Origin of the sequence: Streptomyces sulphureus DSM 40104 (assembly GCF_000381025.1) — a bacterium.
Lineage (GTDB): Bacteria > Actinomycetota > Actinomycetes > Streptomycetales > Streptomycetaceae > Streptomyces > Streptomyces sulphureus.
In genome coordinates, this window is record NZ_KB905819.1 from 214,381 (window position 1) to 227,960 (window position 13,580).

11 protein-coding genes are annotated in these 13,580 nt (G+C 71.2%); 4 read left to right on the forward strand and 7 right to left on the reverse strand.

Annotated features, from left to right (window positions below):
• Positions 1-196: 196 nt before the first annotated feature.
• On the forward strand, positions 197-952 hold the full coding sequence (locus F603_RS0120260) for a DedA family protein (protein ID WP_019547802.1): 756 nt from the start codon (positions 197-199) through the stop codon (positions 950-952).
• 60 nt (positions 953-1,012) lie between these two features.
• Here the strand turns inward: F603_RS0120260 and F603_RS0120265 are convergent, their stop codons facing one another.
• The 6 genes from F603_RS0120265 to F603_RS0120290 all read right to left on the reverse strand — a co-directional run bounded on the left by F603_RS0120265 (position 1,013) and on the right by F603_RS0120290 (position 7,063).
• A complete protein-coding gene (locus F603_RS0120265) occupies positions 1,013-2,209 on the reverse strand; it encodes a cation:proton antiporter (protein ID WP_026328577.1) in 1,197 nt (398 codons plus the stop codon).
• A gap of 382 nt (positions 2,210-2,591) precedes the next feature.
• On the reverse strand, positions 2,592-3,995 hold the full coding sequence (locus F603_RS0120270) for a hypothetical protein (protein ID WP_019547804.1): 1,404 nt from the start codon (positions 3,993-3,995) through the stop codon (positions 2,592-2,594).
• Positions 3,996-4,048: 53 nt separating this feature from the next.
• Entirely contained in the window at positions 4,049-4,711 is a 663-nt protein-coding gene (locus F603_RS0120275; RefSeq protein WP_019547805.1) for a class I SAM-dependent methyltransferase, read from the reverse strand.
• Positions 4,708-5,433 carry a TIGR04282 family arsenosugar biosynthesis glycosyltransferase gene (locus tag F603_RS0120280; protein WP_019547806.1) on the reverse strand — a complete coding sequence of 242 codons (726 nt, stop codon included), beginning with the start codon at positions 5,431-5,433 and terminating at the stop codon, positions 4,708-4,710. The genes F603_RS0120275 and F603_RS0120280 overlap by 4 nt, the downstream gene beginning before the upstream one ends.
• Entirely contained in the window at positions 5,430-6,215 is a 786-nt protein-coding gene (locus F603_RS0120285; RefSeq protein ID WP_019547807.1) for a glycosyltransferase family 2 protein, read from the reverse strand. Before F603_RS0120285 ends, F603_RS0120280 begins: the two co-directional genes overlap by 4 nt.
• A gap of 203 nt (positions 6,216-6,418) precedes the next feature.
• Positions 6,419-7,063 (reverse strand): TetR/AcrR family transcriptional regulator, encoded by a 645-nt coding sequence (locus F603_RS0120290; protein ID WP_019547808.1) that lies wholly within the window; start codon positions 7,061-7,063, stop codon positions 6,419-6,421.
• A gap of 295 nt (positions 7,064-7,358) precedes the next feature.
• Between F603_RS0120290 and F603_RS0120295 the strand changes: the two genes are divergently transcribed.
• The 3 genes from F603_RS0120295 (at position 7,359) to F603_RS35420 (ending at position 12,298) form a co-directional block, all read left to right on the forward strand.
• The gene (locus F603_RS0120295; protein WP_019547809.1) at positions 7,359-8,279 is read left to right on the forward strand and encodes an NADP-dependent oxidoreductase; all 921 of its coding nucleotides are present in this window, start codon (positions 7,359-7,361) and stop codon (positions 8,277-8,279) included.
• A 461-nt stretch (positions 8,280-8,740) separates the two neighbouring features.
• On the forward strand, positions 8,741-11,479 hold the full coding sequence (locus F603_RS32465; RefSeq protein WP_019547810.1) for an ATP-dependent Clp protease ATP-binding subunit: 2,739 nt from the start codon (positions 8,741-8,743) through the stop codon (positions 11,477-11,479).
• Positions 11,480-12,133: 654 nt separating this feature from the next.
• Positions 12,134-12,298: a hypothetical protein gene (locus F603_RS35420; protein ID WP_169379078.1), complete on the forward strand. Its 165-nt coding sequence runs from the start codon at positions 12,134-12,136 to the stop codon at positions 12,296-12,298.
• A 738-nt stretch (positions 12,299-13,036) separates the two neighbouring features.
• On the opposite strand, the gene F603_RS0120310 is transcribed toward F603_RS35420, so the two are convergent.
• Positions 13,037-13,312 (reverse strand): hypothetical protein, encoded by a 276-nt coding sequence (locus tag F603_RS0120310; protein ID WP_019547812.1) that lies wholly within the window; start codon positions 13,310-13,312, stop codon positions 13,037-13,039.
• Between the last annotated feature and the right edge of the window lie 268 nt (positions 13,313-13,580).

A 13,580-nucleotide genomic window follows, 5' to 3' on the forward strand; every position in this document is an offset into this window, starting at 1 on the left:
GCTGCTCACCTCCGAGTGGGACGTAGGTGACGCGGGGTGCGGGTGTGCATGCGGAGCGCTCGGTCCCGGCTTGCTCCGTAGGCGTCGCGTCGGAACGGGAACGGTGGAGGTGAGCAAGGGCGTTGGTAGCGTGTGACGTCCGCCCGTGGCTGTGGTGGACATGCCGTCCCGCCGCATCCCTGATCAGGAGCACCCCGTGGTTGATCTCGCCCTCGGTCCAAGCTGGCTGGACCCGGACTATCTGATCCAGCAGTTCGGACTGATCGGGATCCTGACGATCGTCTTCGCCGAATCCGGCCTGTTGATCGGCTTCTTCCTCCCAGGTGACTCGCTGCTCTTCACCACGGGGCTGCTCGTCGCCACCGACCAGTACCTCCACTTCCCGCTCTGGCTCGTGTGCCTGCTGATCGTCATCGCCGCGGTCGTCGGTGACCAGGTCGGCTACCTCTTCGGGCGGAAGGTCGGGCCCGCGCTCTTCAAGCGTCCCGACTCGAAGCTGTTCAAACAGGAGAACGTCGAGAAGGCGCACGCCTTCTTCGAGAAGCACGGCCCCAAGTCGCTGGTGCTCGCGAGGTTCGTGCCGGTGGTGCGGACCTTCACGCCGATCATCGCCGGCGTGAGCCGGATGCGGTACCGCTCCTTCGTCACCTTCAACATCATCGGCGGTGTGCTCTGGGGCGCGGGCGTGACGCTCCTCGGGGCGGCGCTAGGGCAGATCGAGGCGGTGCGGGAGAACATCGAGATGATGCTCGTCGGCATCGTGCTGCTGTCGATCCTGCCGATCGTCATCGAGTACCTGCGCGCGCGCAAGGCCGGCAAGAAGGAGACGCCGGCGGTGCCGACCGTCGACGCGGTCGAGGGCGCCGCGCCCCTCCCGCAGGAGGCCGGCGGTGCCCCGGCCGAGCAGTCCCCGCCGCACCGCAACGGGCGCGGGCGGCACGCGCGGCGCTGACGGTGCAGGAGCACGCTTCGGGCCCCGGCAGCCGCCGGGGCCCGAAGCATGTACGACGGATCAGCGTTCGGCCGGCTCCGGTTCGCGGGCCGGGAGGGCGTCGTGCGAGCCGTCGGCTTCGGCGCTCCTGGGGAGCACCTTGGCGAGCCAGTGCGAGCGCCCTGCCATGAGCGGCGCGACGATCGCGAGGATGAGGACGTACCCGGCGATGAAGGGCGAGAGCCGGTCGTCGAGTCCGGCCGACGCGGCCATGGTCGCGAGGATCAGGGCGAACTCTCCGCGGGCGAGCAGAGTGGTGGCGACGTTCGCCGCCTGCTGCCGACCGAAGCCGTAGAGCCGTCCGGCGACCAGCCCGGCGAGGACGTTCATGACGACGGTGAGCGCCACCGCGATCAGCACGGGCCGGATGACGCTCGGAAGGTCGCCCGGGTCGATGGAGAGTCCGAAGCCGAAGAAGAAGATCGCGGCGAAGGCGTCGCGCAGCGGGTGGACGAGCTCCCTGATGCGCTCCCCGGAAGCCGTGTTGCCCAGCATCAGGCCGACCATGAAGGCGCCGATCGCATCGGCGACCCCGAACTCCTCGGCGATCCCCGCGACGAGGACGGCGGCGCCGAGGAAGGAGATCACCAGTAGCTCGTTGTCCTTGATCGCGAAGACGCGGCCGACGATCCGGGTGCCGAACCGCGCGAGGAGCGCCAGTGCGAGGAGGAAGGCGAACGCCTTGCCGATCTGGAGCGAGGCGGCGGCGAGGTCGTCGGCGCCGGAGAGGACCGGCTGGAGGGCTGCGAGGTAGAGCGCGAGGAAGATGTCCTCGACGACGATGATGCCGAGGATCGGCTTGGTCTCCCCGTTGCCGATGCGGCCGAGGTCGACGAGCGTCTTCGTCACGATCGCCGAGGAGGAGATGCCGAGCACCCCCGCGAGGACGAGCGCCTCCGAGGTGCCCCAGCCGAGGAGGAAGCCGAAGGCGAGACCGGCGCCGACGTTGAGCGCGAGGTAGAGACCCCCGGCGGCGGCCATCTTCCTGCCGCCGTTCTTGAGGTCGTCCATGTGGAACTCGAGACCCAGGTAGAACAGCAGCAGCACGAGGCCGAGCGCGGAGAGCATCTCCAGGTCGTGCGGGTCGTCGAGGAGGACGAAGCCGGGGGTGTTGGAGCCCAGGAGGATGCCGGCCAGGATGAAGAGCGGGATGGTGGGCAGCCCGATGCGGTTGCCGAGCCGCGCGAGGACCGCGGCGGCGACGAACGCCCCGCCCATGGCGATCAACGTGTCTGCGTGTCCCATGGGTTACCACTCCCTCTCGGCGGCGAAGCGACGTCGGATGTCGGGGGCTGCGGTTGTACGGGGGTGCGGCGGCAAGCGGATGTCTCCTCCGGGCGCTTCCAGCGGGCGTGAGAGAACAGGTAGGTCAAGGGGATATCAAAGAAACGTTAATAGTTAGTTTACCAAAGCAGTATGTGTGTGGGTGGCGGTGCGGGACAAAGCCCAACAAACCTGCTGCTTAGGGCAGTTGGCGCACGGTGAGGACGGGGGGTACAGGTAAAGAACCGATGCGGGGCGCCGTTTGATTCCGGGTTGCTGAATGACGCTTATGAGTGCTTTGCGTCGAGCGGGTCGATACGGGGCGACCCGATCCGGTTCACCAGCCGGTCAGGAGCAGGTGGTTGAGGAGGAGCGCCAGTGCGGCCTGGGCGGCGAGCCAACTCCGGTTGCGGTGGAGCGCGGCGCAGGCTGCGGGGAGCCAGACCATGAACGGCAGCCAGATGCGCTCCGTCTCGCCCTTGCTCATGCCCGAGGCATCGGCGAGGAGAAGCGCGGCGAGGAGCGCGGCGACCAAGAGCGTCGCGCGGTCGGCGCCGCGCGCGCGACGGGCGCGGAGCCGCGTCACCGCGCGGGGTGTACGCGCCAGAAGCCTCCGTACGCCCGCCGCGGCGGCCGGCCCGGTGGCGAGGGCGGTGCACGCGAGGTTGGCCCAGACCCAGTAGGCGTACGGGCGGGTGGCCGCGACGCCCTGGTAGTAGCGCGCCGTCAGGAGGTGGTACGCCTCCCACCAGTTGAACCCGCAGAGCGCGAACGGCAGTGCCACGGCGCACACCCCGGCGAGCGCGGGGGCGAGCGGCCGCGCAGAGCGTGCGAGGAGGAGCACCGCGAGCGCGGGAAGGGCGAAAAGGACGAGTCCGTACGAGAGATGGCAGAGGATGCCGAAGAGGAGGCCCGAGGCTGCGGCCGTGAGGCGCGGCTTCCTAGCGGTGCCCGTGGCGGCGCCGGCCAGGAGGGCGAGCGCCCAGGCGCCGACGGCGGCGAAGTACCCGTCGGCCGAGACGCCGATCCAGACGGCGGCCGGTGTGAGGACGAGGAAGGGCGCTGCGCGGCGGGCGAGCACGTCGCCGCCGAGGGTGCGGAGGGTGCAGAGGACGGCGGCCGCGGCGGAACTCCCCACCGTGAGGCACCAGACGGCGGCCCAGGCCCCTCCGCCGAGTCCCATCCTGTCGAGGCCGACGAAGGTGAGGACGGCGCCTGGCGGGTGGCCCGCGATGTGGGCGGGCCAGTGGTCGACCGAGTCGATGAGGATGTGGTCGGTGAAGGTGCGCAGGGCCGGGAGGAGAGGGTCGAACCTGTCGGTGCCGAGGAGGTACTCGTGGCGCTGGAGGAGGCGCCCGGCCACGCCCCGCTGCCAGCCGTCGACGAGCGCGAGCGACCAGCACCACGCCGCGGAGGCCGCCCACACCGCCAACGGCAGTGCGCGCGGCCCCAGTCGGGCGGCGAGCGGCGGCCCGTAGGCGACGACGGCCGCCGCGACGAGGAGGGCGGCAGGGGTCCCCGGGCCGACGTGGGGCAGCCACTCGGCGTAGAGCGGGGGCGCGTCGACGTAGAGGATCTGGCCGTGGCGCTGGATCTCGACACCGATGAGGGACGCGGCGAGTACGAGCGCGGCGACCGCTGCGACGGCGTACAGGTCGCGTGCGCCCGGGCGGGCCCCTGGGGGCGAGGGTCGCCGAGCGTGCGGGCGTTGGTCCGGGGGCGTCGTGCCTGTGGTGGTCATCTGCGGTGGGCCTCACGGGCCTTGAAGCGGGTGGGCATCGCGACTCGGCCGGTTCAAGTGCGACGCAGCGCGGTGAACGCACGGCCCGAGGCCGTCCACTGCTCGACGGCCGACCAGTCGGCTGCTCGCGCGTGCGCCTGGAGCGCACGGGGCCCGACGCGCGCCCAGGGGAAGGGCGTTCCGCAGCCGCCGCGGCCGTCGTCGAAGCGGACCAGGACGCGCTCGTCGACTTCGACGGTGGCCGTCTCCACCAGCAGCAGACCGCCGGGTTCCACGAGGCAGGCGAGGCGGGCGAGGAGTGCGGAGGCGTCGCCCGAGATGCCGATGTTGCCGTCGAGGAGGAGGCCGGTGCGCCAACTCCCCTCGTACGGCAGGGAGTCGAAGACGGAGCGGTGGAGCGCGTGCGCGCCGCGGCCGGACGCGTGCGCGACGGCTGCCTCGTTGACGTCGATGCCGAGCGCGTACGTCCCCGACGTCGCGAGGGCGCGCGCGAGGCGACCGGGGCCGCAGCCGACGTCGAGGACGGGGCCCTCGCAGCGGCGGAGCGCGCTGAGGTCCGCCGGGTCGGGGACGCCGCACCAGCGCTCGACCTCCAGCGGGAGGAGCCAGCCGTCGGAGCGCCTGAGGTAGAGGGGTCCCGTGCCGGTGCGCAGCGCGGTGGCGTAGGGGTCGGCGCTCCACGGGTGCGTCGTCGTGGGCGGTGCCGTGGTGCTCATCGGGCCGTGCCCTGGCGGGTGTTGAGGCGCGCGAGGGTGCGGGCGAAGCGGCTGTGCGGGGACTGGGTCGCGACGAAGCGCGCGTCGGCTGCGGTGTCGACGTCCCGCAGCAGCGGGAGGCGGCCGGTGCGCAGCTCGGACTCGGCGAGCCGGCGCAGTTGTTCGGCGCCGGTGTGCGGGGTGGACATGGGGACGCCGAGCAGCAGGGCCGGGTCGGGGCGTGCGAGGCCGAGCGCCCAGAAGCCGCCGTCGAGCGCCGGCCCGAACCAGGCGTCGTGCTGGCGCCATGCGTCGTCGCTGAGGGCGGGGGCGAGGAGAGGGGCGGTGAGTTGCGGGGTGTCCATGCCGATCAGGAGGGTGGGCCCGGTACAGGAGGCGAAGGCGGCTGCGATGCGTTCGTCGAGTCTGCCCTCGGACTGCGGGACGACGTCGAACAGTGGCCGGGAGGCGGTGTGTTCGCTTCGGGGGGCGGGGATGCCGGGCCAGCGTCCCGGCTCTCCCTCGAGGACGAGGACGCGGCGGCGGGCAGGGACTGCGAGCGCGGTGCGCAGGGTGTCGACGAGGGCGGCGCGGGCGAGCACGGCGGCTTGTTCGGGCGTGAACGGCGGGGTGAGGCGGGTCTTGACGCGGCCGGGCACGGGCTCCTTGGCGAGGACGAGGAGCGTGGTGGGGCCCGAAGGGGGAGCGTCGGGGAGCGCGGGCGCCGGCTGAGGGTCGGTCATGGGGCTGTCCTGTCCTCCGGCGTGCGGAACCGGTCGCGAGGGGCGTGCGCGGTGCGCGCCGGCGCGGGTTCGCGGAGGACGGCGCGCATGTCGCGGACGGCGTGCCAGGTGCCGCGCCAGGTGCCGGTGACCTTCGAGGCGCCGGTGCGCGGGAGGTAGGGGACGGCGCGTTCGGTGATGCGCCAGCCGGCGTCGGCGGCGCGGACCACCATCTGGAGGGGGTAGCCGTTCCGCCGGTCCGTGAGGCCGAGGTCCTCGAGCGCCGTGCGGCGGGCCGCGCGCATCGGGCCGAGGTCGTGGAGGCTCAGGCCGGTGCGGCGGCGGAGCAGGTGGGAGAGGGCGAGGTTCCCCGCACGGGCGTGGAGCGGCCAACTGCCGTACTTCTGCGGCCTTCTGCGGCCCAGGACCAGGTCGGCGGTGCCCGAGGCGACGTCGGAGGCGAAGTCGACGAGGAGGGACGGGTCAAGGGTGGCGTCGCAGTCGCAGAAGCAGACCACCTCGGCCTCGGCCGCGCGGAGCCCGGCGTGGCACGCGGCCCCGAAGCCCCGGCGCGGCTCGTGGACGACCTCGGCCCCGAGGGCGCGGGCCACCTCGGCCGACCCGTCGGTCGAGCCGTTGTCCACGACGAGCGCCCGCCACCCCGGCGGTACGCGCTCAAGCACCCAGCCGAGCGCCTTGGCCTCGTCGAGGCAGGGGAGTACGAGGTCGGCTGTGACGGGGGCGGCCTGCTGCTGTTGCTGCGTCGCAGGTGCGGGCGGCGGGACCGGGTCGCGGAGAGTCACGGGGTCACCCTAAGGGGGAAAACGGTCAAAACCGGCTACTTCGGGTGTGCCGCCGCGAGTTGTCGGTGGGGCTGGTGAGCGCTGGGAGGGAGGGGTGTTCCGGGGCCGGGCGGGTGGCTTGAGGTGACGTGTGCACGGTGCGGGGAGGGCGATCCGGCGGGGCGTGCGGGGTGTCCGGCGCGGTGCTCGCCGACCGGTTCGGGCTATGGCTTGCGCGGGCGGTGCGGGCGTGGGCCGAGGGCGTGCAGTGCTTCGTCGAGGGCCTGCTCGGACAGCTCGGGGCCGGGAAGCGGGGGCGCGTCCGAGGCGCCGAGGCCGTCGAGGAGGAGGCGCAACTGGCGCCGCCACGCTTGCGGTTGGGCCTTCGCCAGCGCGGGCACGGCGCGGCCGAGCGCGGCGAGGGCGAAGAGGAGGTCCTCGACGGTGGCATCGCTGCGTGCGGCGCCCTGGCGCTGGGCGCGGTCGAGGAGGAGCGCGAGCGTCTCGCGGTTCTGCGTGTGCAGCTCGCGCAGGGCGTGTGCGCCGGTGAACTCCGTGGTGAGCAGTTCGTTGGCGCCGCGGTCCTCGGTGAGTTCGGCGAAGAGGCGTTCCAGGTAGGAGACGAGGCCGCGCCACGGGTCGGCCGCGGCGCGTGCGTGGACACCGATCTCCAGGGTGTGGGTGAACGTGTCGTGGAAGACGGCTTCCACGAGGGCCGCGCGGTCGGGGAAGTGGCGGTACAGGGTCGCGTTGCCGAGGCCGGCGCGGCGGGCGATCTCGTCCAGCGGTGCGTGCAGGCCCTGTTCGGCGAAGACCTGGCGGGCCGAGGACTCGAGGGATTCTCGGTTGCGCTGCGCGTCGCGGCGCATGGGGCTCCTTCGGGGTGGGCTGGTTCCGTCGCCGGGGCTCGAACTGCGGTGTAGCTGCTGCTGGTTGGGGGCGGTGGGGAGTTTTCCACAGGCGTGGAGCGGTCCCCGGATCCGATGGTAGCGTTCCTCTCGTCGAGAAGCGTGGAGTAGTCCCCGTTTTCGAGTGCACCGGGCTGCTCGTTGCTTGGCTCGTCGGGTGGGCGGGTCGGAGAGGAGCGGAGGCTGTGGTGCCGGTGGTGGAAGCGGGCGCGGCGATGTGCGGAATGAGCAGGGAAGGCGGCGCATTGTGAGCAGCATGAAGGCGATTGCACTGGAGAAGTACGGTTCCGCGGACGACCTCGCGCTTGTCGAGCTGCCGAAGCCGAAGGTCGCTCCGGCTGAGGTCCTGATCAGAGTGAAGGCCGCCGGCGTCAATCCGGTCGATTGGAAGCTCGCTGCCGGCGGGCTCGACTCGATGATGGTGGTCGGTTTTCCGCTCGTTCCGGGATGGGATGTCGCCGGGGTCGTGGAGGAAGTCGGTCTGGACACACCGGAGTTCGCCGTCGGCGACGAGGTGATGGCCTATGCCCGGAAGGATTGGGCGCAGAACGGCACCTACGCCGAGCAGGTCTCCGCGCACGTGAGGATGGTGGCCCACAAGCCGGCCGCCCTGAGTTGGGAGGAGGCAGCGGGCCTGCCGCTCGCCGGCCTGACGGCGTACCAGTCCTTGCGACGCGTCGGCGTCGCCTCGGGGGAAACGGTGCTCGTCCACGCCGCCTCGGGTGGTGTCGGCTCGCTCGCCACTCAGATCGCGGTCGCGCGGGGCGCGCGTGTGATCGGCACGGCAAGTGAACGCAACCACGAGTACCTGCGTTCCCTCGGCGCCGAAGCGGTGACCTACGGGGACGGACTCGCCGAACGGGTCCGCGAGTTGGCGCCCGAAGGCGTGGACGCGGCGCTCGACTTCATCGGCGACGGCGCCGTCGATGTGTCGCAGAAGGTGCTGAAGCGACCGGACAGGGTCGTGTCGATCACCGATGCCGGCGCCGTCGGCAAGGGCGGCCACTACGTCTGGGTCAGGCCCGACGCGGACGACCTCACCGCCCTGGGAAACCTCGCCGAGGAGGGCAAGTTGAGCGTCAACCTCGATCGGGTCCTTCCCCTCGACGAGGCCGGTGAAGCCTGGCGCCTCAGCCAGACGGGGCGCACGAGGGGGAAGATCGTGCTCACCGTCTGAGTGGCCGCGCGACCGGCCGAGGCGGTCTTGGCAGCGGGGCCCGGCCGTCCCGGGGGAGTCCTCGGGGCTGGCGCGGTTCGGGGTCCGTCGGAGCCCGGTGTCTCGGGCAGTCGGCTCATGATGCGGCGAGGTGCGCGCGGTCGTCGTACCCGGGTGCGCGGTGGCTGGGTGCCCTGGTCGTGGGGAGTTGACGGCGGTGGACGTGGCTTCGGAGGGCTGGGGAGTCCTGTGCTCCTTCGGGGCTTCTCCCGATGCAGGGAAGGGGGCTCGGTGGTGGCTTCACCGGTTCTTCGAGGCGACGGGACGCCGGGCTGTCGTCGGGTGCCTCGCGGTCCTGGTGGGACTCCGTTTGCCGACCCGGGCGGCGTGGAACCCGCCCCTCCGCAGATTGCATGTAACCGATCCGGCCCCTGCCGCTGCGGTGCGGCCGGGGCCAGCGGGTGGCAGCGATGAGTTCATTCATGGGGTCCGACGACTACAACGGCAGGGACCCGTTCGGCGACTTCCTGGCCCGTTTCTTCGGCGGCGCCGCGGGTTCCGGAAGGCCGTACGACTCGCGGGCGCAGGACTTCCTGAGGCTGCTGAGCGAACCTGCCAGGCAGCTCGTCTCCGACGCCGCCTCCTACGCCGCCGAGCACGGCAACAGTGACCTGGAGACCGAGCACCTGCTCAGGGCGGCACTCGCGGCGGAACCTACGCACACCATGGTCGCGCGCGCCGGTGCCGACCCGGACGCGCTCGCCGCCGAGATCGACGGCCACGCGGGCGAAGGGCCTTCCCGGACGTCGATCTCCGTGAGCCCCTCGGCGAAGCGTGCCCTCCTCGACGCGCACCAGGTGGCACGCGCCGCCGGGTCGACGTACATCGGGCCGGAGCACGTGCTGCTGGCGCTCGCCGCCAACAAGGACTCCACCGCGGGACGCATCCTCGACGCGGCGCGCTTCGAACCGGGCAAGTCAGCGGGCGGTCCCGGAGGAGCCACCGGTTCCCAGAGTCCCGGGCAGGAGGGCGGCGGACCGCAGGGCATGCGGGCCGGCGGCAGGGGCGGCAGCCGTACACCCAACCTCGACAAGTTCGGGCGCGATCTCACGCAGCTCGCCTCCGCGGGGGACATCGACCCCGTGATCGGCCGCGATCAGGAGATCGAGCAGACCGTTGAGGTCCTCGCGCGGAGGGGGAAGAACAATCCGGTCCTCATCGGCGAGGCCGGTGTGGGCAAGACGGCGGTCGTCGAGGGGCTCGCACAGCGGATGACCGACGGCGACGTCCCGGAGAACCTCCTCGACCGCCGAGTCCTTCAGTTGAACTTCTCCGCGCTGGTCGCCGGCACCCGTTATCGGGGCGACTTCGAGGAGCGGCTCAACGGGCTGATCGACGAGATACGGTCGCAGAGCGACGACGTGATCGTCTTCATCGACGAGCTGCACACGGTCGTCGGGGCCGGTGGCGGCGGTGAGGGCGGCGCCATGGACGCGAGCAACATCCTCAAGCCGGCGCTCGCTCGCGGTGAGCTCCACGTGATCGGTGCGACGACGCTCGACGAGTACCGCCGGCACATCGAGAAGGACGCCGCGCTCGCCCGCCGCTTCCAGCCGATCATGGTGCCCGAGCCCACCACGGCCGACACCGTGGAGATCCTCCGCGGACTGCGCGACCGGTACGAGGCCCACCACCAGGTCAGGTACACGGACGAGTCGCTTGTCGCTGCCGTCGAGATGTCGGACAGGTATCTCACGGACCGCTTCCTTCCCGACAAGGCGATCGATCTCATCGACCAGGCGGGCGCTCGGGTGCGGATGCGTTCCTCGACGCAGAACAGCGACGTCCGCGCGATGCAGCGGGAAGCCGAACAGACTCGTCGCGACAAGGACCAGGCCGTTGGCGCGGAGGAGTACGAGCGGGCTACCCAACTGCGGGACAGGCTCGCCGATTTGGAACGGCAGATCGAGGAGAGCAGCGACCGGAGCGAGCCGCACGACAGGATCGCCGAGGTCACCGTCGAGTCCATAGCGGAAGTGGTCGCTCGCCAGACCGGTATTCCGGTGAGCAGCCTCACCCAGGAGGAGCGCGATCGGCTGCTGGGGCTCGAGCAGCACCTGCGGGAACGCGTCATCGGTCAGGAGGAAGCGGTCACCGTCGTCTCGGACGCCGTCCTCCGCTCCCGTGCGGGGCTCGCCCCCTCGGACCGGCCCATCGGCAGCTTCCTCTTCCTCGGGCCCACGGGCGTCGGCAAGACGGAGTTGGCGAGGGCGCTCGCCGAGGCGCTCTTCGGCAGCGAGGAGAAGATGGTCCGCCTCGACATGAGCGAGTACCAGGAGCGGCACACCGTCAGCCGGCTCGTCGGGGCTCCCCCCGGGTACGTCGGGCACGAGGAGGCCGGCCAACTCACCGAGACGGTGCGGCGGAACCCGTACTCGCTCCTCCTGCTCGACGAGGTGGAGAAGGCGCACCCGGACGTCTTCAACATCCTCCTCCAGGTCCTCGAGGACGGTCGGCTCACGGACGCTCAGGGCCGCACCGTCAACTTCAGCAACACCGTCATCGTGATGACGAGCAACCTCGGGTCCGAGGCGATCTCGCAGCGCGGTCCGCGCCTCGGCTTCGGTTCCGGCGGCGAAGAGGGCGAGGCACGGGAGGAGGAGGCGCGCAGGGAGCGCGTCCTGCGTCCGCTGCGTGAGCACTTCCGGCCGGAGTTCCTCAACCGGATCGACGAGATCGTCATCTTCCACCAGCTCACCGACGATCAGCTTCGTCAGATCACCGACATGATGCTCGACGAGACGAGGCAGCAACTCCGGTCTCAGGACGTCGAGATCACGTTCTCCGAGGCGGCCGTCGACTGGATCGCCCGCCACGGCTACGAACCGGCGTACGGCGCCCGTCCGCTGCGCCGCACCATCCAGCGAGAGGTCACCAACGAGCTGTCCAGGAAGCTCCTTCGCGGTGAACTCCCCTCGCACAGCGCGGTCAGGGTGGACGTCAGCGAAGGCGACCGGCTCACCTTCGAAGCCCGCGAATCGGAGACGGCGGGCGCCCCCGCGTCCGGGTCGGGCCCCTCTCCCGGGGAGGGTCCGGCGGCCGGTTCCGGTACGGGGGCGATCTCCGGGTCGGGTGGTGGCTCGGGCGGCTCCGGGGCCGGTGCCGGGTCCGGGGCGGGGAGTTCTGGTTCGGGGGCAGGTGCGGCGGCTGATTCCGAGTAGTGCGGCTGTGGGGGGTGTTGGAGTGCGGCTAGGCCGTGGCCATGTTCTGGAAGCACCGGTGGAGGTTATGGGCGCCGCGGCGGGTACAGGCACCGGACGCGGAACACGGGTAGCCGGGACGCGGTCATGTCCACGGTTGTTGGGCGCAGCCAGGGACTGGAGGTGTCGCCCGGCCGGGGGCCGCAACCGCCGGTCATCGGGCACAGTTTCGATCAGGGTCGGCCACAGCGACAGCCACAGCCACAGGCACGGGCACGGGCACGGCCACAGGCACGGCCACAGGCACAGGCACGATGAGGGATCAGTGTCGCGGGGCACAGCGATGGGCCAGGCCCATCGGCCACAGCACGGCCCCCGGCTACTGACCAGCGGACCTAACCAGGGTCATGAGTCATGGACCTCGCTATGGTCACGGGGCGAAGCGCTACAGCGTCAGCGCTACGGGCTGCCGATCACGGTTCGGGAATCCCAAGATGCCTCGGCCAGTGGTCTCTGGCGGTTGGGCGAAGTCGGAGCAGTGGACCGCGTTTCGGAACGGAGGCGGGGGCGGACCGTACTTCCTGTTCTCCGGTTAACCCCCTCGCGGGGAAGTTCGGGAAAAGGAAGGATCGGTTGGAACGTATTCGGTCCGGCTGTCGATGATGCGGGGGAAAGATGAAATCGTTTCTCTGGGTGCTGCTCGTTGCCGCGCTCGGTGTCAACGTCTTCACGAGCTTGGCGTTCGACGGAGTGCTGCAGATACTCCTGAGTGTGCTGACGGGCATCGTCACCATCGGCTGCGTCGTGGGGCTCGTCGCGCTGCGTGGGCAGCGCGTCTGAGAGGCCTGATGGTGGGGTGCCACGAAGGCGGGGCTGCGGGTGCGTCACCTTCGTCGTTCGGGGCGCTGCGGACGGCCGGGGGTCGGTCGGCCTCCGGCCATCGTCATGGGCGGGCGCGTTCGGTGGCAGAGCGGCGTTGTCAGGTGGGCGTGTATCGAGCGGTTGGGGCGTCCATCGTCGCCGCTCTCTTCGTCCGCTGGACCCGGACGGCTGCGCCCGTACGAGCTGCGCCCGCTCAAGTTGCCCCCGCATGAGCGGCACCCGCTCAAGGGGTGTCCGCGGCGGCCACGTCTATGAGCCGGCCCCGGGCGGGTTTCGTAGGATCTGCCTTTGCCCGCCCAGCAGCATGGCGGGCATCCGCGGCAATGCGTGGCGTGCCCGGCGTCCGGGCTGAACGAGTGTCGCGGTGCCGGGCGAGCGTCGTCCGCGCGGCTGATCTCGCGGGCAGCGCCCGGCACGGGTTGCGTCCTTGAGCGGCGTCCCGCCTCGGCATTTCGACGGGTGCATGTACGACGTGCGGCACCGGCGGCTCGGTTGAACGAGTGTTGCGGCGCCGCACGAGCGGCGATCACGCGGGGCGGCGGCCGCACGAACTGCGGTCCGTGCCCGTGCGGTCGGTATTCCCGGAGTACCCGTGCCGGTTGTCGCCTGCGCCACGTGCCCATGGGTACGGGTGGCGTACGCATACGCGCGGGCCGTCTCGACGAAATCCGGAGCGCCGAAATCTGGGCACCCGGCTCACGCCCCGACGTCGCACGTCGCGAGGAAGCAGAGGTTGCCGCCCTGGATTTGGGAGAGTCCGGCTCCGGGGCTCCCCGTTCCGAGTGTGCAGCGTGCCAGTAGGCACAGGTTGAAGCCCTGGGTGCCCCGGTAGTCGTGTGCCGCCTGTTGCGTGCCCGGTGTGTCGGCCCGGGGGCCGGAGTGGGCCGACGTCGAGGCTGTTCCGCCCGCCAAGGAGAGGAGCGCCACGCACGCGGTGACGGCGGTCCTGCGGAGGGTCAACGAGCGGTGCATACATGAACTCCTTCGTGTATGAGGCGACTTCGCGGAAGTGTGTCGGAAGGGGTTCGGTGGCGCGGTCCTCAGCGGATTGGTCGTATCTCGCCGCTCACGCCCAACTCGCAATAAAACGAGGCGAGTTGAGGAGCCACTCAGGCCGTGCATCACCCTGTTGCGCCGAAGAAGCGGCACTTATGACCCATGTCACACGGCAATCCGCGTCACCCACCGCCGCGAATGCAGGTTGACGCAAGCGTGTGTGAGGTGTGAACGACGCCTGCAC